At 35.8% G+C, this 19475-nt stretch carries 30 protein-coding genes; 3 read left to right on the forward strand and 27 right to left on the reverse strand.

Annotation, left to right across the window (positions count from 1 at the left end):
• Nucleotide 1 precedes the first annotated feature (1 nt).
• The 25 genes from secY to rpsL form a co-directional block, all read right to left on the reverse strand.
• Nucleotides 2-1348 carry a preprotein translocase subunit SecY gene (gene secY, locus EQG63_RS10035; RefSeq protein ID WP_129436239.1) on the reverse strand — a complete coding sequence of 449 codons (1347 nt, stop codon included), beginning with the start codon at nucleotides 1346-1348 and terminating at the stop codon, nucleotides 2-4.
• A gap of 13 nt (nucleotides 1349-1361) precedes the next feature.
• Nucleotides 1362-1814, reverse strand: a complete 453-nt coding sequence (rplO, locus tag EQG63_RS10040; protein WP_129436240.1) for a 50S ribosomal protein L15 — start codon at nucleotides 1812-1814, stop codon at nucleotides 1362-1364.
• Nucleotides 1815-1826: 12 nt separating this feature from the next.
• Nucleotides 1827-2009 (reverse strand): 50S ribosomal protein L30, encoded by a 183-nt coding sequence (gene rpmD, locus EQG63_RS10045; protein ID WP_129436241.1) that lies wholly within the window; start codon nucleotides 2007-2009, stop codon nucleotides 1827-1829.
• A 12-nt stretch (nucleotides 2010-2021) separates the two neighbouring features.
• Nucleotides 2022-2546, reverse strand: a complete 525-nt coding sequence (gene rpsE / locus EQG63_RS10050) for a 30S ribosomal protein S5 (protein ID WP_129436242.1) — start codon at nucleotides 2544-2546, stop codon at nucleotides 2022-2024.
• 6 nt (nucleotides 2547-2552) lie between these two features.
• On the reverse strand, nucleotides 2553-2906 hold the full coding sequence (rplR, locus tag EQG63_RS10055; protein WP_129436243.1) for a 50S ribosomal protein L18: 354 nt from the start codon (nucleotides 2904-2906) through the stop codon (nucleotides 2553-2555).
• Between the two features lie 11 nt (nucleotides 2907-2917).
• Nucleotides 2918-3463, reverse strand: coding sequence for a 50S ribosomal protein L6 (gene rplF, locus EQG63_RS10060; protein ID WP_129436244.1), 546 nt, complete (start codon nucleotides 3461-3463; stop codon nucleotides 2918-2920).
• Nucleotides 3464-3480: 17 nt separating this feature from the next.
• Nucleotides 3481-3879 carry a 30S ribosomal protein S8 gene (rpsH, locus tag EQG63_RS10065; RefSeq protein WP_129436245.1) on the reverse strand — a complete coding sequence of 133 codons (399 nt, stop codon included), beginning with the start codon at nucleotides 3877-3879 and terminating at the stop codon, nucleotides 3481-3483.
• Between the two features lie 107 nt (nucleotides 3880-3986).
• Nucleotides 3987-4256, reverse strand: coding sequence for a 30S ribosomal protein S14 (gene rpsN, locus EQG63_RS10070; RefSeq protein WP_129436246.1), 270 nt, complete (start codon nucleotides 4254-4256; stop codon nucleotides 3987-3989).
• Nucleotides 4257-4259: 3 nt separating this feature from the next.
• Nucleotides 4260-4811 carry a 50S ribosomal protein L5 gene (gene rplE, locus EQG63_RS10075; RefSeq protein WP_129436247.1) on the reverse strand — a complete coding sequence of 184 codons (552 nt, stop codon included), beginning with the start codon at nucleotides 4809-4811 and terminating at the stop codon, nucleotides 4260-4262.
• 2 nt (nucleotides 4812-4813) lie between these two features.
• Nucleotides 4814-5128 carry a 50S ribosomal protein L24 gene (rplX, locus tag EQG63_RS10080; protein WP_129436248.1) on the reverse strand — a complete coding sequence of 105 codons (315 nt, stop codon included), beginning with the start codon at nucleotides 5126-5128 and terminating at the stop codon, nucleotides 4814-4816.
• Nucleotides 5129-5140: 12 nt separating this feature from the next.
• Nucleotides 5141-5509 (reverse strand): 50S ribosomal protein L14, encoded by a 369-nt coding sequence (gene rplN / locus EQG63_RS10085; protein ID WP_129436249.1) that lies wholly within the window; start codon nucleotides 5507-5509, stop codon nucleotides 5141-5143.
• Between the two features lie 2 nt (nucleotides 5510-5511).
• On the reverse strand, nucleotides 5512-5769 hold the full coding sequence (gene rpsQ / locus EQG63_RS10090; protein ID WP_129436250.1) for a 30S ribosomal protein S17: 258 nt from the start codon (nucleotides 5767-5769) through the stop codon (nucleotides 5512-5514).
• Nucleotides 5770-5787: 18 nt separating this feature from the next.
• Complete coding sequence (gene rpmC / locus EQG63_RS10095) at nucleotides 5788-5979, reverse strand: 50S ribosomal protein L29 (protein WP_129436251.1); 192 nt, start codon at nucleotides 5977-5979, stop codon at nucleotides 5788-5790.
• 11 nt (nucleotides 5980-5990) lie between these two features.
• Nucleotides 5991-6416 carry a 50S ribosomal protein L16 gene (gene rplP, locus EQG63_RS10100; protein ID WP_017495016.1) on the reverse strand — a complete coding sequence of 142 codons (426 nt, stop codon included), beginning with the start codon at nucleotides 6414-6416 and terminating at the stop codon, nucleotides 5991-5993.
• A gap of 18 nt (nucleotides 6417-6434) precedes the next feature.
• The gene (gene rpsC / locus EQG63_RS10105; RefSeq protein ID WP_129436252.1) at nucleotides 6435-7190 is read right to left on the reverse strand and encodes a 30S ribosomal protein S3; all 756 of its coding nucleotides are present in this window, start codon (nucleotides 7188-7190) and stop codon (nucleotides 6435-6437) included.
• 5 nt (nucleotides 7191-7195) lie between these two features.
• On the reverse strand, nucleotides 7196-7606 hold the full coding sequence (rplV, locus tag EQG63_RS10110) for a 50S ribosomal protein L22 (RefSeq protein WP_129436253.1): 411 nt from the start codon (nucleotides 7604-7606) through the stop codon (nucleotides 7196-7198).
• Between the two features lie 6 nt (nucleotides 7607-7612).
• Complete coding sequence (gene rpsS / locus EQG63_RS10115; RefSeq protein WP_129436254.1) at nucleotides 7613-7891, reverse strand: 30S ribosomal protein S19; 279 nt, start codon at nucleotides 7889-7891, stop codon at nucleotides 7613-7615.
• A gap of 6 nt (nucleotides 7892-7897) precedes the next feature.
• Nucleotides 7898-8722: a 50S ribosomal protein L2 gene (gene rplB / locus EQG63_RS10120; protein ID WP_129436255.1), complete on the reverse strand. Its 825-nt coding sequence runs from the start codon at nucleotides 8720-8722 to the stop codon at nucleotides 7898-7900.
• Nucleotides 8723-8731: 9 nt separating this feature from the next.
• Nucleotides 8732-9022, reverse strand: coding sequence for a 50S ribosomal protein L23 (rplW, locus tag EQG63_RS10125; RefSeq protein ID WP_129436256.1), 291 nt, complete (start codon nucleotides 9020-9022; stop codon nucleotides 8732-8734).
• Between the two features lie 6 nt (nucleotides 9023-9028).
• Nucleotides 9029-9658 (reverse strand): 50S ribosomal protein L4, encoded by a 630-nt coding sequence (gene rplD, locus EQG63_RS10130; protein WP_129436257.1) that lies wholly within the window; start codon nucleotides 9656-9658, stop codon nucleotides 9029-9031.
• On the reverse strand, nucleotides 9658-10275 hold the full coding sequence (gene rplC, locus EQG63_RS10135; protein ID WP_129436258.1) for a 50S ribosomal protein L3: 618 nt from the start codon (nucleotides 10273-10275) through the stop codon (nucleotides 9658-9660). Before rplC ends, rplD begins: the two co-directional genes overlap by 1 nt.
• Nucleotides 10276-10386: 111 nt before the next feature.
• Entirely contained in the window at nucleotides 10387-10692 is a 306-nt protein-coding gene (rpsJ, locus tag EQG63_RS10140; protein ID WP_073311719.1) for a 30S ribosomal protein S10, read from the reverse strand.
• A gap of 11 nt (nucleotides 10693-10703) precedes the next feature.
• Nucleotides 10704-12860, reverse strand: coding sequence for an elongation factor G (gene fusA / locus EQG63_RS10145; RefSeq protein WP_129436259.1), 2157 nt, complete (start codon nucleotides 12858-12860; stop codon nucleotides 10704-10706).
• Nucleotides 12861-12871: 11 nt separating this feature from the next.
• Nucleotides 12872-13348, reverse strand: a complete 477-nt coding sequence (gene rpsG, locus EQG63_RS10150) for a 30S ribosomal protein S7 (RefSeq protein WP_129436260.1) — start codon at nucleotides 13346-13348, stop codon at nucleotides 12872-12874.
• A 25-nt stretch (nucleotides 13349-13373) separates the two neighbouring features.
• Nucleotides 13374-13757, reverse strand: a complete 384-nt coding sequence (rpsL, locus tag EQG63_RS10155) for a 30S ribosomal protein S12 (protein ID WP_022828353.1) — start codon at nucleotides 13755-13757, stop codon at nucleotides 13374-13376.
• 300 nt (nucleotides 13758-14057) lie between these two features.
• Between rpsL and EQG63_RS10160 the strand changes: the two genes are divergently transcribed.
• Nucleotides 14058-15707 carry a BamA/TamA family outer membrane protein gene (locus EQG63_RS10160; protein ID WP_129436261.1) on the forward strand — a complete coding sequence of 550 codons (1650 nt, stop codon included), beginning with the start codon at nucleotides 14058-14060 and terminating at the stop codon, nucleotides 15705-15707.
• Nucleotides 15708-15826: 119 nt separating this feature from the next.
• Entirely contained in the window at nucleotides 15827-16564 is a 738-nt protein-coding gene (gene rlmB / locus EQG63_RS10165; protein ID WP_129436262.1) for a 23S rRNA (guanosine(2251)-2'-O)-methyltransferase RlmB, read from the forward strand.
• On the opposite strand, the gene EQG63_RS10170 is transcribed toward rlmB, so the two are convergent.
• Complete coding sequence (locus tag EQG63_RS10170; RefSeq protein WP_129436263.1) at nucleotides 16561-17334, reverse strand: rhomboid family intramembrane serine protease; 774 nt, start codon at nucleotides 17332-17334, stop codon at nucleotides 16561-16563. The genes rlmB and EQG63_RS10170 overlap by 4 nt on opposite strands.
• A gap of 155 nt (nucleotides 17335-17489) precedes the next feature.
• On the opposite strand from EQG63_RS10170, the gene EQG63_RS10175 reads away from it, so the two are divergent.
• The gene (locus EQG63_RS10175; protein WP_129436264.1) at nucleotides 17490-18767 is read left to right on the forward strand and encodes a replication-associated recombination protein A; all 1278 of its coding nucleotides are present in this window, start codon (nucleotides 17490-17492) and stop codon (nucleotides 18765-18767) included.
• Here the strand turns inward: EQG63_RS10175 and EQG63_RS10180 are convergent.
• Nucleotides 18764-19474 (reverse strand): hypothetical protein, encoded by a 711-nt coding sequence (locus EQG63_RS10180; RefSeq protein ID WP_129436265.1) that lies wholly within the window; start codon nucleotides 19472-19474, stop codon nucleotides 18764-18766. The genes EQG63_RS10175 and EQG63_RS10180 overlap by 4 nt on opposite strands.
• Nucleotide 19475: the final 1 nt, after the last annotated feature.

Here is a 19475-nt window from a genome sequence, read left to right on the forward strand (position 1 = left end):
ATTAAGCTACTGCTTTTCTGTTTTTACCAGTCTTCATTAATCCATCATAATGTTGGTTTAACAAGTATGAATTAATTTGTTGAATGGTATCAATTGCTACTCCAACCAAAATCAACAATGATGTACCTCCAAAAAACAAGGCCCATTGTGCTTGAACACCCATTACACTAACTACAATTGCTGGGAACACAGCAAGTAAAGCAAGGAATAATGACCCTGGGAATGTAATTAAAGACATCACTTTATCTAAAAAGTCGCCTGTTTCAACTCCTGGTTTAACCCCTGGAATAAAACCACCACTTCTTTTCAAATCATCAGCCATTCTGTTGGTAGGGATTGTAATAGCGGTGTAAAAGTAAGTAAAAATTACGATTAAAAACGCGAATAACAAATTATACTCCCAACCGAATATGTTTTGAAATCTTGTACTAATGGATTGTGCTGTTTCTGAGCTTGACATTCCAGCAACGGCAGCAGGTATGAACATGATTGCTTGCGCAAAAATGATTGGCATAACTCCAGAAGCGTTTAATTTTAAAGGAATAAACTGTCTGTTTCCTCCTGTCAAATCGCTTTCTAAGTCACCCGATACCGTACGGCGTGCATACTGAACCGCTACTCTTCTTACAGCCATTGTCATTAAAACACAGGCAATAATAATCAATAACCATACAATGATTTCAACTACTATTTTCATAATTCCACCGTTGTTTTGAGAAACAGCAGAAGAAAATTCTTGTGTAAATGCTTGCGGTAAACGAGCTACGATACCTACTAAAATTAATAGAGAAATACCGTTTCCAATACCTTTATCGGTAATTTTTTCTCCTAACCACATTGCAAAAATTGTTCCTGTAGTTAAAATAATTACTGATGAGAATAAGAAAGAGAATGAATTAAATCCTAATAAGAAAGCATCAGCCGGTAACGTACGGTATAAGTTATAAATATAACCAGGACCTTGTACTAATGTAATTCCGATTGTTAACCATCTTGTGATTTGGTTCATTTTTTTTCTTCCGCTTTCTCCTTCTTTTTGAAGTTTTTGTAAATAAGGAATCGCAATTCCCATTAACTGAACTACAATAGAAGCAGAAATATAAGGCATGATCCCCAAAGCAAACACAGAAGCCTGAGAAAAGGCACCACCTGTAAATACGTCAATTAACCAACCAATACCTTTATCGGTTTGATTAGTCAATCCTTGTAATTTAGTCGCGTCTATTCCTGGAAGTGTTACTTGAGCACCAAAACGATAAACTAACAGAAATCCTAATGTAATTAGGATTCTGTTTCTTAGTTCCTCAATTTTCCAAACGTTTTGAATCGATTCAATAAATTTTTTCATCGTTTTCAGAAAATTATAATTCTATAGCTTCTCCTCCAGCAGCTTCGATAGCAGCTTTTGCAGTAGCAGTAAATTTGTGTGCACTTACTTTTAATTTTGCTTTAAGCTCACCTCTACCTAAAATTTTAACAACTTCAGTTTTAGTAGCTAAACGGTTTGCAACGATTGTAGCGAAATCTACAGTATCGGTTACAATTCCGTTATCAACTAGAGCTTGTAATGTATCAAGGTTTAATCCTTGGTATTCTACTCTGTTGATGTTTTTGAAACCAAACTTAGGCACACGTCTTTGAAGTGGCATTTGCCCTCCTTCAAATCCAATCTTTTTAGAATATCCAGAACGAGATTTAGCTCCTTTGTGTCCACGTGCAGCGGTACCACCTTTACCAGAACCTTCTCCTCTACCTAATCTTTTATTTTGATTATGTGTTGACCCTTCAGCTGGCTGTAAATTACTTAAATTCATAACAGTTATTTGTTATTTAGTTTCTTCTACAGAAACTAAGTGTTTAACTTTATTTACCATTCCAAGGACAGCAGGACTTGCATCGTGCTCAACAACTTGTCCCATTTTACGAAGACCTAAAGCTTCCATTGTTCTCTTTTGATCCTGAGGACAATTGATTTTGCTTCTTACTTGTTTTACTAATATCTTAGCCATAATTTCCTTGAATTAACCTTTGAATACTTTCTCTAAAGATACTCCTCTTTGTTTCGCTACAGTAAGCGCACTTCTCATTTGTAATAAAGCATCGAAAGTTGCTTTTACCACATTGTGAGGGTTTGAAGATCCTTGAGATTTTGACAATACATCGTGAATACCTACAGATTCAAGAACTGAACGAACAGCACCACCCGCGATTACTCCGGTACCATGAGAAGCTGGCATTAAAAATACTCTTGCTCCACCAAATTTACCTTTTTGCTCGTGAGGTACAGATTGTCCACTTAAAGGAATTCTAACTAAGTTTTTCTTTGCATCTTCTACTGCTTTAGCAATAGCTTCAGAAACATCTTTAGATTTTCCTAATCCGTGACCAACCACTCCGTTTTCGTCTCCTACTACTACAATTGCAGAGAACCCGAAAGCTCTACCACCTTTTGTAACTTTAGTAACACGATTTACACTAACTAAACGATCTTTTAATTCAAGACCGCTTGGTTTTACTAACTCTACGTTTTTGTATTTATGATACATAATTTCTTAGAATTTTAATCCAGCTGCTCTAGCGCCTTCTGCTAATGATTGAACACGACCGTGGTATAAATATCCACCTCTATCAAATGTTACATTTTCGAAACCAGCTTTTAAAGCCTTCTCGCCAACTAATTTCCCAACTGCAGTTGCAATTTCGATTTTAGTTCCTTTGTTATCAACACCTTTTTCGCGAGAAGAAGCTGTTAATAATGTAACACCGTTTACATCATCTATAAGCTGAGCATAGATTTCTTTGTTACTTCTGAATACAGATAAACGAGGTTTTGCAGCAGTTCCGCTTACAATCTTTCTAATTCTGTACTGTATTCTTTGTCTTCTATCAGATTTTGTTAATGACATGATCTTAATTTTTAAGCTGATTTACCTGCTTTTCTTCTTAATACTTCACCCACAAACTTAATACCTTTTCCTTTGTAAGGTTCAGGTTTACGGAAAGAACGGATTTTTGCCGCTACTTGTCCTACTAATTGTTTGTCGAATGACGTTAATTTTACAATTGGGTTTTTCCCTTTTTCAGAAATTGTCTCTACAGTAACTTCAGGAGCTACATTTAAAACAATATTGTGAGAATATCCTAAAGCTAAATCAAGTTTATTCCCTTGATTAGAAGCTCTGTATCCTACCCCAACTAATTCTAATTCTTTTGTAAAACCAGTAGATACACCAGTAATCATGTTATTGATTAAAGCTCTATATAAACCATGTTGAGCTCTCTCTTGTTTGCTATCAGCAGCTCTCTCTACAAGAACCTGATCACCTTCAACTTTTACAGTTACGTTATCAGTATATTCTTGAGCAAGTTGCCCTAGTTTTCCTTTTACTGTAACAACAGCGTCTTTAACCTCTACAGTTACACCAGCTGGAATTGCAATTGGATTTTTACCTATTCTTGACATTTCTCTTATGGTCTATTTTAGTATACGTAACAAATAACTTCACCACCAACATTTAATTGTTTAGCTTGTTTTCCTGTCATTACTCCTTTAGAAGTAGACACGATAGCAATACCTAAACCATTTAAAATTCTTGGTAATTTAGCAGCACCTGCATATTTACGTAAACCTGGTTTACTAATTCTTTGGATATCTTTAATTACTGACTCTTTGGTATCTTTATCATACTTAAGAGCGATTTTGATAGTACCTTGAACAGCGCTATCTTCAAATTTGTAACTAAGGATGTACCCTTGGTCAAATAAAATCTTTGTGATTTCCTTTTTCAAGTTAGATGCCGGAATCTCAACCACCTTGTGGTTTGCCATCACTGCATTTCTAACTCTCGTAAGATAATCCGCAATTGGATCTGTATACATATAAACAAAATTGTGGTTATGGTTTTCAATCCGCCCTCAGCGGATTGAACCTTTAACCCATTAAACTTTAATATTTTGGTTTGCAAAAGTATGAAACTTTTACGAAACTACCAAGAAGCTTTTTTAACTCCTGGAATCAAGCCTTGATTAGCCATTTCACGGAATGTTACACGTGAAAGACCAAATTGACGCATGTACCCTCTTGGTCTACCTGTTAATTTACAACGATTGTGTAAACGAACTGGCGAAGCATTTTTCGGTAATTTTTGCAAAGCTACATAATCTCCAGCTTCTAACAAAGCTTTTCTTTTTTCTGCATATTTTGCTACCGTTTTTTCTCTTTTCACCTCGCGGGCTTTCATTGATTCTTTAGCCATGTCTTAATTCTTTTTAAAAGGTAAACCTAATTCAGCCAATAATGATTTTGCTTCTTTATCTGTAGCAGCAGAAGTAACGAAAGTAATATCCATTCCAGAGATTTTGTTCACTTTATCAATGTCAATTTCTGGGAAGATAATTTGTTCTAAAACTCCTAAATTGTAATTTCCTCTACCGTCGAAACCTGTAGATTTAATTCCACCGAAATCTCTTACACGTGGTAAAGAAGAAGTGATAAGTCTATCTAAAAACTCATACATTCTTTCTCCACGTAAAGTTACTTTTGCTCCAATTGGCATTCCTTTTCTCAATTTGAAAGACGCAACGTCTTTTTTAGAGATAGTAGCTACCGCTTTTTGACCAGTAATTTTCGTTAACTCTTCTACAGCGTAATCGATAAGTTTTTTATCAGATACAGCTGCTCCAACTCCTTTACTAATAACGATTTTTTCAAGTTTAGGAACTTGCATTACGTTTTTGTAACCGAATTCTTCTGTAAGAGCAGAGATAACTCTACTCTTATATTCTTCTTTTAGTCTAGGTATATAAGTCATGACTATAATACTTGATTAGATTTTTTAGAAACTCTTACTTTCTTATCTCCTTCAACTTTAATTCCAACTCTTGTTGCAGATTTGGTTTTAGGGTCGATCAAAGCGATATTAGAAATATGTATCGCAGCTTCTTTCTTTACGATTCCTCCTTGAGGGTTTTTTGCACTTGGTTTAGTATGTTTCGAAACCATGTTCACACCTTCAACAACCGCTTTGTTTTTCTCACGGTATACACGTAAAACTTTACCTTCAGCACCTTTATGGTCTCCAGCAATTACTTTTACCGTATCTCCTGATTTTATTTTTAGCTTTATCATCTTACTAAATAATTAAAGCACTTCAGGTGCTAATGATACAATTTTCATGAATTGTTTTTCACGAAGTTCTCTTGCTACAGGACCAAAAACACGAGTTCCTCTCATTTCCCCTGCTGCGTTCAAAAGAACACAAGCATTGTCATCGAAACGGATATAAGAACCATCAGCTCTTCTCACTTCTTTTTTGGTACGTACAACAACTGCAGTAGATACAGCTCCTTTTTTAACGTTTCCGTTAGGAGTTGCATCTTTAATTGACACTACAATTTTATCTCCAACAGAGGCATAACGACGTTTCGTTCCTCCTAAAACACGGATAGTTAAAACTTCTTTAGCTCCCGTGTTATCTGCTACTCTTAATCTTGATTCTTGTTGTACCATAATTATTTAGCTCTTTCAATGATTTCAACTAATCTCCAACATTTTGATTTCGATAAAGGTCGTGTTTCCATGATCTTTACTGTATCTCCAATGTTACAGTCGTTTGTTTCGTCGTGCGCAACGTATTTTTTAGTTTTTAACACGAACTTACCGTATAATGGGTGTTTTACTTTAGTAACTTGAGCAACCACAATAGACTTGTCCATTTTGTTTGAAGTTACTACACCTATTCTTTCTTTTCTTAAATTTCTTTTTTCCATCTTTTCAGCTGAATACTATTATTGAAGCTCTCTTTTAGTTAATTCAGTGGCAATTCTTGCTACTGAACGTCTGATACTTCTAATTTGAAGTGGATTCTCTATAGGAGAAATTGCGTGAGCATTTCTTAGGTCGGCATAAGTTTTTCTTAATTGACTAAGCTTTTCTTGCAACTCAGCTGCAGATAGATTTTTAATTTCTGATTGTTTCATAATTCTATATATTATGCTTCGAAATCTCTAGCAACGACGAATTTAGTTTTTACTGGTAATTTTTGAGCTGCAAGACGTAATGCCTCTTTAGCAACTGACAAAGGAACACCACCAACTTCAAACATAATTCTTCCTGGTTTAACAACAGCAGCCCAGTATTCAACTGCACCTTTACCTTTACCCATACGTACTTCAAGAGGTTTCTTTGTTATCGGTTTGTCTGGGAAAATTTTGATCCATAATTGACCTTCACGTTTCATGTAACGAGTCGCTGCAATACGAGCGGCTTCGATTTGACGAGATGTTAAAAACATTCCATCTTCATGAACCGATTTAATTCCAAACATTCCATTAGAAAGTTCGTGCCCTCTTTGAGAGTTTCCTTTCATTTTACCTTTCTGTACCTTACGGTATTTTGTTCTTTTAGGCTGTAACATTTTTCTTTAATTTAAAAATTACTTTCTTTTACGAGCGTCTGGTTTACCACCTTTGTTAAAAGGTTTTCTATCTCCTCTTGGAGAATCTCCACCTTTACCACCTGAAGCTTGTTTTTTGTCCATGCCTACAAGTGGAGAAAGATCTCTTTTTCCGTAAACCTCACCTTTCATGATCCATACTTTGATACCCATTCTACCGTAAGTAGTATGTGCTTCAGCCAAAGCATAATCAATATCGGCTCTGAAAGTTGATAGAGGAATTCTTCCTTCTTTGAAACCTTCTGAACGTGCCATTTCAGCTCCGTTTAAACGACCAGAAATTAAAACTTTAATTCCTTCTGCATTCATTCTCATAGATGCAGCGATTGCCATTTTGATAGCTCTTCTGTAAGAGATACGGCTTTCAATTTGACGGCAGATGCTATTCGCCACTAAATACGCATCTAATTCAGGTCTTTTGATTTCAAAGATGTTGATTTGAACCTCTTTGTCAGTAATTTTCTTAAGTTCTTCTTTTAACTTGTCTACCTCTTGTCCACCTTTTCCGATAATGATACCAGGTCTAGCAGTAGTGATAGTAACGGTTACAAGTTTTAAAGTTCTCTCGATGATTACTTTTGATACACTAGCTTTTGATAAACGAGCATGTATATACTTTCTGATTTTGTAGTCTTCGGCGATTTTATCACCGTAGTCATTACCACCATACCAGTTAGAATCCCATCCTCTGATGATACCAAGGCGATTTCCGATTGGATTAGTCTTTTGTCCCATCTTTATTAATTGCTTTGTGTGTTATTAATAGCTCCTAACACGATTGTTACGTGGTTAGAACGTTTTCTAATTCTGTGTGCACGACCTTGTGGTGCTGGACGAAGTCTTTTTAACATCATTCCACCATCAACTTTGATCTCTTTTATAAATAAGCCTGCTTCAGTTACATCACCTTCACTATTTTTTTGCTCCCAGTTATTGATGGCAGATAATAATAGTTTTTCTAATTTTCTTGAAGCTTCTTTTTGACTAAATCTTAAAATATTTAGTGCTCTTTCCACTTTCTGACCTCTTACCAAGTCCGCTACTAAGCGCATTTTTCTAGGTGAAGTAGGGCAGTTATTTAACTTCGCGAAAGCAATAGACTTATTAGCCTCTTTTCTCGCATCTGCTGTTTCTCTTTTACGAACTCCCATTTCTTCTTATTTTTTACCTTTGTTTTTTGCTCCAGCGTGACCTCTAAATGATCTTGTTGGCGAAAATTCTCCTAATTTATGACCTACCATGTTTTCAGTAACATATACCGGTACGAATTGACGTCCGTTGTGAACTGCGATAGTTTGTCCTACGAATTCTGGAGTAATCATAGAAGCTCTAGACCAAGTCTTTACTACTCCTTTGTTTCCTCCTTCGATATTTTCTTGTACTTTCTTTTCTAATTTATAGTGTACGAAAGGTCCTTTTTTTAATGAACGTGCCATATCTTATTATTTCTTTCTACGTTCTACAATATACTTGTTGCTCGGGTTTTGCTTAGAACGAGTTCTATAACCTTTAGCCGGTAAACCTTTTCTTGAACGTGGGTGACCTCCAGAAGAACGTCCTTCACCACCACCCATTGGGTGATCAACCGGGTTCATCGCTACTGGTCTAGTTCTAGGTCTTCTACCTAACCATCTTGTTCTACCTGCTTTACCAGATACGATCAATTGGTGGTCAGAGTTAGAAACAGCTCCAATTGTTGCTGAACAAGTTAACAAGATTAATCTTGTTTCTCCTGAAGGCATTTTAATTGTAGCATATTTACCATCACGTGCCATTAATTGAGCAAATGTTCCAGCTGAACGAGCGATTGTAGCTCCTTGACCAGGACGTAACTCAATACAAGATATTACAGTTCCTAATGGAATTTTGCTTAATGGTAAAGTATTTCCGATTTCTGGAGCTGCATCAGCACCTGAAACCACTTTTTGACCCACTTGCAATCCGTTTTGAGCAATAATATACGTTTTCTCACCATCAGCATAAGCTAATAAAGCGATAAAAGCAGTTCTGTTCGGATCGTATTCAATAGATTTCACTGAAGCTGGAATTCCATCTTTAGTTCTTTTGAAATCAATGATACGATATCTTTGTTTGTGACCACCGCCTGTGTAACGCATGGTCATTTTTCCTTGACTATTTCTACCTCCTGAGTTTTTTATCGGTGCGATTAATGAACGCTCCGGCTTATCAGTTGTAATGGCGTCAAAACCATTCACAACTCTAAAACGCTGACCCGGGGTAATAGGTTTTAATTTTCTTACTGACATCTTTTTTTATTAGATATTGTTGTAAAAATCTATTGTTTCTCCTTCTTGTACTTGTACAATTGCTTTTTTGTAAGCATTTGTTTTACCAGTGATCATTCCACTTTTAGTGTACTTTGTTGATCTGTCTGGACGTACATTCATTGTATTTACAGCTACAACGTTTACTCCATAAGCAGCTTCTACAGCTTTCTTAATTTGTACTTTGTTTGCTTTTTTATCTACAACGAAACCAAAACGGTTGAATAATTCTCCGTCTTTGGTTATTTTCTCTGTTACGATAGGTTTAATTATGATACTCATGGCCTATTATTTGCTTAAATTTTCTTCAATTCCTTCTAAAGATCCTTCTAAAAGAACTAAATTATTTGCGTTTAATATCGCGTAAGTACTTAATTCTGAACTAGTTACAACAGAAGAACTTTTTAAATTACGAGATGACAAATATACATTATTATTTGCATCACCTAAAACGAAAAGCGATTTTTTGTTATCTAATCCTAACGCTTTCAACACGTTAATGAAATTCTTAGTACTTGGAGCTTCAAAATTGAAATCCTCTACTACGATTAAATTTGATTCTTGAGCTTTTAAAGTTAAAGCTGATTTACGAGCCAATCTTTTTAAAGCTTTGTTCAATTTGAAAGAATAGCTTCTTGGTCTAGGACCGAAAACTGTTCCTCCACCTTTAAACAAAGGAGATTTTTTTGATCCTGCACGAGCAGTACCTGTCCCTTTTTGTTTTTTGATCTTACGAGTACTACCTGCTACTTCAGCTCTTTCTTTAGCTTTGTGCGTTCCTTGTCTTTGATTCGCCAAGTATTGCTTAACATCAAGATAAACCGCGTGCTTGTTAGGCTCGATTGCGAAAACTGAGTCAGAAAGTTGAACTTTTCTACCCGTTTCTTTTCCGTTGCTATTTAAAACTTTTACTTCCATTACTTCTGAATGATTACGTAAGAGTCTTTACATCCAGGAACACATCCTTTAATAACAAGTAGGTTCTTTTCAGCAACCACTTTTAAAACTCTTAAATTTTGAACTTTTACATTATCACCACCCATTCTTCCAGCCATACGCATTCCTTTGAATACTCTAGATGGATATGACGAAGCTCCTACAGAACCTGGTGCTCTCAAACGGTTATGTTGACCATGAGTTGCTTGACCAACACCACCAAAACCGTGACGTTTTACAACCCCTTGAAAACCTTTACCTTTAGATACACCCTGAACATCTACGAACTCGCCTTCAGCGAATAGATCTACAGTGATAACATCTCCTAATTTGTGCTCATTCTCAAATCCTTGGAACTCAACGACTTTTTTCTTAGCTACAGTACCTGCTTTTTTGAAGTGACCTTCAGCAGCTTTGGTAGTGTGCTTCGCATTCTTGTCATCGAAACCAAGTTGAAGAGCTTCATACCCGTCAACCTCTTTGGTTCTGACTTGGGTAACTACGCAAGGACCTACTTCAATAACAGTACAAGGAATATTTTTCCCGTTCTCGTCAAAGATGCTAGTCATTCCGATTTTCTTTCCGATTAACCCAGACATATTTAATTAATTATTAATTATTTACTAAACTTTTTATTTTTGAGTGTGCAAAAGTAGGGATTAAGTTTTGAATATCAAAACTTAATCCCTAAATATTTTACTTTGAGGAAATTATACTTTAATCTCTACTTCTACTCCACTTGGTAACTCTAACTTCATTAGAGCATCGATAGTTTTAGAAGACGAAGAATAAATATCTAATAATCTCTTGTATGACATTACTTCAAATTGTTCTCTCGACTTTTTGTTAACGTGTGGAGAACGTAATACAGTAAAAATCTTTTTGTTTGTTGGTAATGGAATTGGACCCGTTACCACAGCACCTGTACTTTTTACAGTTTTTACGATTTTCTCTGCTGATTTATCAACCAACATGTGATCGTAAGACTTTAATTTTATTCTGATTTTTTGACTCATTTTCTTAAAAATTAAGCGTTACCTTTTGCTTTCTTGATTACTTCTTCTGAAATGTTAGATGGAGTTTGCTCATAGTGAGAGAATTCCATTGTAGAAGTGGCACGACCTGAAGATAAAGTTCTTAAAGTTGTAACATATCCAAACATTTCTGATAATGGCACGTTTGCTTTAATAGTTTTAGCACCATTTCTGTCTCCCATATCATTTACTTGACCACGACGACGGTTTAAGTCACCTACGATATCACCCATATTTTCTTCTGGAGTAATAACTTCAATTTTCATGATTGGTTCAAGGATTACAGCTCCTGCAGCTTTCGCTACTTCTTTATAACCCATTTTAGCCGCTAATTCGAAAGAAAGTGCATCTGAATCCACAGGGTGGTAAGAACCATCTAACAAAGTAACTTTTAAACTATCTACAGTATATCCAGCTAAAGGTCCTGTTTTCATAGCTTCTTTGAAACCTTTTTCAACAGCAGGAATATATTCTTTAGGAACGTTTCCTCCTTTTACTTCATTAACGAATTGTAAACCTACAGCAGCTTTACCATCAACTAAGTCAGCTGGCTCTAAACGGAATACGATATCTCCGAATTTACCACGACCTCCAGATTGTTTTTTGTAAACTTCTCTGTGTTGTGCTGATTTTGTAAAAGCTTCTTTGTATTCTACTTGAGGCTCACCTTGGTTTACTTCCACTTTGAACTCACGTTTCATACGGTCTACTAAGATATCTAAGTGAAGCTCACCCATACCTGAAATAATTGTTTGCCCAGAAGCCTCATCTGTTCTAACTGTAAACGTTGGATCCTCTTCTGCTAATTTAGCTAAAGCCATACCCATTTTATCTACGTCAGCCTTAGTTTTAGGCTCAATAGCGATACCAATTACTGGATCAGGGAATTTCATAGACTCAAGAATAATTGGGTGTTTTTCATCACACATTGTATCTCCAGTCTTGATATCTTTAAATCCAACTGCTGCTCCAATATCACCTGCCTCGATATATTCGATTGGGTTTTGTTTGTTAGCGTGCATTTGGTAGATACGAGATATACGCTCTTTGTTTCCAGAACGTGTGTTCAAGATATAAGAACCTGCATCTAAACGTCCTGAATACGCACGGAAGAAAGCTAAACGACCAACATAAGGGTCAGTAGCAATTTTAAATGCTAAAGCTGCGAACGGCTCTTTTACATCTGGACGACGTAATATTTTAGTTTGATCTTCTTCTAATAAATCAGCATCATCAGGATGAATTCCTTCGATACCTTCTTTATCCAATGGAGATGGTAAGTATTTACATACTGCATCTAACATGAATTGAACTCCTTTGTTTTTGAAAGACGAACCAGCAATCATCGGGATGATAGCCATGTCAATCGTAGCAGCACGTAATGCAGCGTTGATTTCGTCTTCCGTAATAGAGTTCTCATCTTCCATGTATTTGTCAAGTAGATTTTCATCATACTCAGCAACCGCTTCGATAAGAATAGATCTGTATTCTTTAACTTCAGCCACCATATCAGCAGGAATATCTACAATATCAAAAGTTGCCCCTTGAGTTGCATCATGCCAAACGATTGCTTGGTTTTTTACTAAATCTACTACTCCTTTAAAATCATTTTCCTCACCGATTGGTAAAGTAATCGCTACTGCGTTTGATTTTAGCATGTCACGAACTTGTTGACATACATTTAAGAAGTTAGACCCTTGACGGTCCATTTTGTTTACGAATCCCATACGAGGAACTCTATATTGGTCAGCAAGTCTCCAGTTAGTTTCTGATTGAGGCTCTACACCATCAACAGCAGAAAATAAGAAAACTAAACCATCTAATACACGTAACGAACGGTTTACCTCTACTGTAAAGTCAACGTGACCTGGAGTATCGATAATGTTAAAGTGGTACGGTTTAGAATCACCAATTAATTTACCTTGTTCAGTTGGGAAACTCCATTCACAAGTTGTTGCAGCAGAAGTAATAGTAATACCTCTTTCTTGCTCTTGTGCCATCCAGTCCATTGTTGCAGCACCATCGTGTACTTCACCAATTTTGTGTGATTTTCCCGTATAAAATAAGATACGCTCAGTAGTAGTGGTTTTACCAGCATCAATGTGAGCTGCAATACCAATATTTCTTGTGAATTTTAAATCTCTAGCCATTTCTCTATGAATTAAAATCTAAAGTGAGAGAATGCTTTATTAGCATCTGCCATTTTGTGAGTATCCATTCTTTTCTTAACAGCAGCTCCTTCTTCTTTAGCCGCAGCTAAAATTTCTGAAGCAAGTTTACCTGCCATTGATTTCTCGTTTCTTTTTCTTGCATACAAAATCATCCATTTGATAGCATAAGATATCTTTCTATCTGGACGGATTTGCATTGGAATTTGGAAAGTAGCTCCACCCACACGACGTGAACGAACTTCTACGTGAGGCATAACATTTGTTAATGCATCTTTCCAGATTTCTAATGATGATTTTTCTGCATCTTGTTTCTTAGACTCTACGATGTCCATTGCATCATAAAATACTTTGAACGCTGTTGATTTTTTACCGTCCCACATTAAGTTGTTCACAAAACGCGTTACCAATTGATCATTAAATCTTGGATCCGGTAAAAGGGGTCTCTTCTTTGCCGCTCTTTTTCTCATGTCTTTTTCTTAAAAGTTTTAAAAATTACTTTTTAGCCTCTTTTGGGCGTTTTGCTCCGTACTTAGATCTTCTTTGTGTTCTTCCTGCTACACCTGATGTATCAAGCGCACCACGAACGATGTGATAACGTACTCCTGGCAAATCTTTTACCCTTCCACCTCTAACTAATACTATCGAGTGCTCTTGTAGATTGTGTCCTTCTCCTGGGATGTAAGCATTCACTTCATTTCCATTAGTCAAACGTACACGCGCAACTTTACGCATTGCAGAGTTTGGTTTTTTTGGAGTAGTAGTGTAAACACGCGTACAAACACCTCTTCTTTGAGGACAAGAATCTAAAGCAACCGATTTAGACTTCTTAGTCATTTGGGTTCTTCCTGTTCTTACTAATTGTTGAATCGTTGGCATAATTAAATACTAAAAATTACTTGTTTATAAAATCCCGCTTTTTACGGGGTTGCAAATGTATGTATTATTTTTTGAAAAAACAAAACGTAAAATATTAATTTTCAGTAGGATTATTTTTTGAAATACGATTTTTTATTTTTTGCGTTATTTTGAAATTGATAATCGTATTTTTAACCAAATTTTGCGTGAGGGATGGAAGCGGCATCCTTTTTTAGTTTCCGAAGCTGGCGAAGGAATTAAAAAAGATATAGCAAACAGCCCGACCGAAGCGACAGCAAAGGTCACGCCCAAACATTCATTTTGAAAAATTGTATTCTTCTCTTTTTATGCCTGTTGTGTTTCCAAACTGTTTTGGGACAGGAATTGCATGTGAAAATAAAATCGGAAAAAGCGAGTGAAACCAAAACAATCGATTCTATTGGTTACACTAAAAAACACAGCAATGCCAAGCTAATTACGAATGAAGTACAAGTATTAGAACAAAAGTTGTTGCGTATTGGTTATTTAAATCAGACGAAGGAAGCCATAACAAAAGTGAACGATACCTTGTTTGAAGTCAAAATGTCACTTGGCCAACAGCAAAAATTTATTCATATATATATAGGTGAAAATTTCGAACTTCTTGGCGCTTCAAATACCACGGAAATAAAACCCATTCATGAAGTGGAAAATTTTATGAATTACATTTTAAAAACCCTTGAACGAAAAGGATATTCGTTGGCAAAAATTCAATTAGTGAATTTTAAAACAACCAACAACGAACTGCACGCCGATTTAAAAACCGATATAGAAATTAAAAGAACCCTGGATGACCTTGTGATTAATGGCTACGAAAAATTCCCAAAAAGTCACACGAAGAATATAAAAAGGATTTACCGAAATAAAGTATTCAATCAAACCACACTCAAAAGTCTTTCGGATGATTTTGACAGGTTCCGATTTGTAAAACAACTGAAATCGCCCGAAATATTATTTACCAAAGACTCAACCAAAGTCTATGTCTATTTAGAAAAAACCAAACCCAATACTTTTGATGGTTTTGTCGGTTTTACCAACGACAAAAAAAAGCTAATCTTTAACGGGTACTTGGATTTGAAATTGCAAAATATTTTAAATGGTGGTGAAAAATTCAACATCTATTGGAAAAGCGACGGTAAAGACCAAAAAACTTTTGATGCGAATATCGAAATTCCGTATATTTTGCAATCGCCGCTAGGCATCAAGGCCCAATTGAATATTTTCAAACAAGACAGTATTTTTCAAAATGCCAAAACCGGAATTGACTTGGGTTACTATTTCAATTACAACACCAAAGTTTATTTAGGATATCAAAGCACCGAATCTAGCGATATTCAAAATACAAATTCCAGCACTTTAAGTGATTTCAACAATTCCTTTTTCACTTCGCATTTGGATTTTGTCGCTATTGACAACAACACTATTTTATTTCCAGAGAAAACAGCTGTGTTTTTTAAACTTGGATTTGGAAAACGAGACGCGAATTTGGGTTCAGAAAGTCAGTTTTTTGGGAATCTGAATTTGAGTCACAACCTGTATTTAAACAAAAAAAACAGCATCAATATTCGAAGTCAGAATTTCTATTTGAATAGCAATACTTACATCATTAATGAATTATTCCGTTTTGGAGGCATCAACTCGATTCGTGGCTTTAATGAAAATAGCCTGCAAGGCAATACTTTTGGTTCAGTATTAACCGAATACCGATATGCTTTTAATGATGGGATTTATCTTCACTCAATAATTGATTATGGCTACTACCAAGACAAAACCAGTAACCTTTCCAATAGTTTAGTTGGACTCGGTTTCGGATTTGGACTAGCCACCAAAAATGGTTTACTCAATTTTGTGTATGCCAACGGAAGCACGAAAGACCAAACCATCAAATTATCCAATTCAATTGTACATCTAAGTTTTAAAGCAAGATTTTAAGTTAGACTTCTAGACTGTTAGACTTCTTAGATTGCTAGAATTTTTGATTTTTTTCTATGTCGTCTAAATATCTAATAATCTAAGAAGTCTAAATAGTCTAAAAAAACTATCTTTGCCCCATGGAAAAAGAGAATCAAATATTCGGAATTAGAGCAATTATTGAAGCGATTAATGCAAAAAAAGAAGTAGACAAGGTGTTTATTCAAAGTGATGCGCACAGCGAACTGATGAACGAACTGATGAAAACATTGAAGAAAAACAGCATTAATTTTTCGTATGTTCCCGTTGAAAAACTAAACCGATTGACTCCCAACAACCATCAAGGAGCGGTCGCTACGATTGCCCCTATTTCCTTTGTAAAACTTGAAACTTTAGTTGATGGGGTTGTAGAAAGTGGAAAAACTCCACTATTTCTTATCCTTGACCAATTGAGCGATGCGCGTAATTTCGGCGCCATCATTCGTACTGCCGAATGTACGGGTGTAGATGGAATCATTATTCAGAAACAAGGCTCAGCTCCTGTAAATGGAGATACGGTAAAAACGTCTGCTGGAGCGGTTTTCAATGTGCCGATTTGCAAAGTAGACCATATTAAAGATGCCATATTTTACTTACAAGGCTCTGGAATTAAAACGGTGGCTGCCACTGAAAAAACAGACAACACTATTTACGACATATCATTAAGCGAAGGTGTAGCTATTATTATGGGAAGTGAAGACCGTGGGGTGAATCCATCTGTTTTGAAAATTGTAGACGAAAAAGCAAAACTACCAATGTTTGGCTCTATCGAATCTTTGAATGTTTCGGTGGCGTGTGGTGCTTTTTTGTATGAAACGGTGAGACAGAGACAGTCTTAATTTCGGGTTTCTTCGCTCGATTTAAACTCATACATCACAGGTAAGTTAGAAATAAAATAGTTCCATTTTTCCGCTTCCATTTCTCGCATTTTAGAGCTGGAAATAAAATTTCCGTTGTCATCAAAATGTTTCATGAATGCATCTTGCGAAGCATCAAAATCAGGTTGTTGCCAATCGTAAATAATAGGTTTGACATATTTTTCGACATCAAATAGCAAACTAAAAACATAACCCACCACAAAACCTGATAAATGCGCTTCCCATGAAATATGCTGTTCACCAGTAATTTCAGGACTTGGAAACATATACCAAATCATTCCGCCGTACAAAATTACAACGGTAAATGACAAAGCAACCAATCGATAGTATTTGGTTTGAATTCCTTTAAAGAAAATAAAACTTGCCAAGACATAGACCAATCCGCTGGCACCAATGTGATAACTTGGTCTTCCAATGAACCAAGTGCCGAGTCCTGAGAAGAGAATTCCTAAAAGCAAAACTTTAAACGCATGGTTGCGGTAAAAGAAACGCAAACAACTCAATAAAAATAATAAGGGTAACGAATTGTTAAACAAATGGCTGATATCACCGTGGAGGAATGGTGAAAATAAAATACCTTTTAAACCATGAATCTCTCTTGGATAAATTCCGTATTCTGTAAAACGAATCTTAAAATGCCGTTCTACCCAAAAAACAATCCATAATGTCAACACAAAATAGAGCGGCAATAAAATAACGGAAGGCGTAAATTTAAAATCGGTGTCTTTCATACTTATTGTTAATCAAAAACATAACCAAATCGAATTTAATGAACTTTTGTCATAAGTTGGCTAGGTAATTTGTTGATTTGATTATTGAAATGTCATAAATTTGAATGCTGTTATTTTCAAATAACCGAATCAACACATCCACGAATTAAGATAAAATGGAAGCTCCTTTAGCCGAACGCATACGTCCAAAATCATTAGAAGAATACATCAGTCAATCGCACTTGGTTGGCGAAAACGGTTCTTTGACGCAACAAATTGCACGTGGCGTAATTCCTTCTTTAATTTTATGGGGACCTCCAGGCACAGGTAAAACGACGTTGGCTCAAATCATCGCGCAAGAAAGCAAACGTCCTTTTTATGAATTGAGCGCGATTAATTCGGGGGTAAAAGACATTCGGGAAGTCATAGAAAAAGCCAAACAAAGTGGTGGCTTATTTACGGCCAAAAATCCAATTTTATTTATTGATGAGATTCATCGTTTCAGTAAATCCCAACAAGATTCTTTACTGGCTGCGGTCGAAAAAGGCTGGATTACTTTAGTTGGTGCCACTACTGAAAACCCTAGTTTTGAAGTCATTCCCGCTTTATTGTCACGTTGTCAGGTGTATATTTTAAATGCGTTTACCAAAGAAGATTTGGAAGCCATTTTACAACGCGCCATACAAGAAGACACTTATTTAAAATCCAAATCCATTCAACTGCAAGAAACAGAAGCATTACTTCGTCTTTCTGGTGGAGATGGAAGAAAATTATTGAATATTTTCGAATTAATTGTAAATGCTTCTGAAGGCGATGCTGTAGAGATTACCAACGAAAAAGTAATGCAGTTGGTTCAGAAGAATACCGTTTTATACGACAAAACAGGCGAGCAACATTACGACATTGTTTCGGCATTTATCAAATCAATCCGTGGCAGCGATCCTAATGGTGCTGTATATTGGCTAGCACGTATGATAGAAGGTGGTGAAGATGTTAAATTCATTGCCAGAAGGATGCTTATTCTAGCTTCAGAAGATATAGGAAATGCCAATCCAACCGCTTTGATTATGGCCAACAATACGTTTCAAGCCGTAACGACGATAGGCTATCCTGAAAGTCGTATTATTTTGAGTCAATGCGCTATTTATTTGGCGACTTCTGCCAAAAGTAATGCGAGTTATATGGCTATCGGGAAAGCCCAACAAATCGTAAAACAGACTGGTGATCTACCGGTTCCTTTGCATTTACGAAATGCTCCAACCAAACTTATGAAAGAATTGGGCTATGGTGATGAATACAAATATTCGCACGATTATGCCAATAATTTTGCCGAACAAGAGTTTTTACCTGATGCCATTGCCACAACTTCCTTTTTTGAACCTGGCGATAATGCTAGGGAAAAAGAAATTCGTCAGTTTTTAAAAAACAGATGGAAAGATAAATATGGGTATTAGAACTTAATGTCTAATTTATCGGAACTCACTTTTTCGTTTTCGATGGATTCAAAATACCAAATTCCTCCTTTAGCTAGGACAACCCCATTTTTCCCATTTCTATTGCATAAGAAAACATCTTGTCTTGTCGTTTTGTACAACACCAATTCTTCTTTGGTAGCAGTATTGAACACTTTTACTGAAATTTCATTTTTTTCTGTTTTGACACTTTCCATCGAAACCTCCACTTTATCCATAGATTTCAATTTTTCTTGTGCTTCTTCATCAAAATAAGTTTTTCCAGAATACTTATACTTTGCTTTATCGAATGACTTCAAGGCTATAAGCAATACTTCATTATAAGCTTTGCCATATTCCTTTTCACGTGTTTCTCCAAAATCGGTTGCGAAAAGCACGTTATTTCTACAATCTTTAAATTCTAATTTAAGAGCAGTTTTAAACATTGTACTTTCTTCTACAGCATTCACAAACACTTTATTGCAATTGTAATCCATAAATCCTTCAGGCAATACGTCGCTAGAAAGATATACTTCAAATCCTTTTTGCTTCAAAAATGCTTTGATAGTTGAATTTATTCTGTATTGATTGTCCTCTTTTTGAAATTCAAATTTGGCAGGAATAATCGCAGTATTATAATCATTTAAACTCGGTTGTGCGATTCCGATAACAGAAATGAACAGTATTGAAATTAAAAGTAATTTTTTCATT

Origin of the sequence: Flavobacterium amnicola, assembly GCF_004122165.1 — a bacterium.
Lineage (GTDB): Bacteria > Bacteroidota > Bacteroidia > Flavobacteriales > Flavobacteriaceae > Flavobacterium > Flavobacterium amnicola.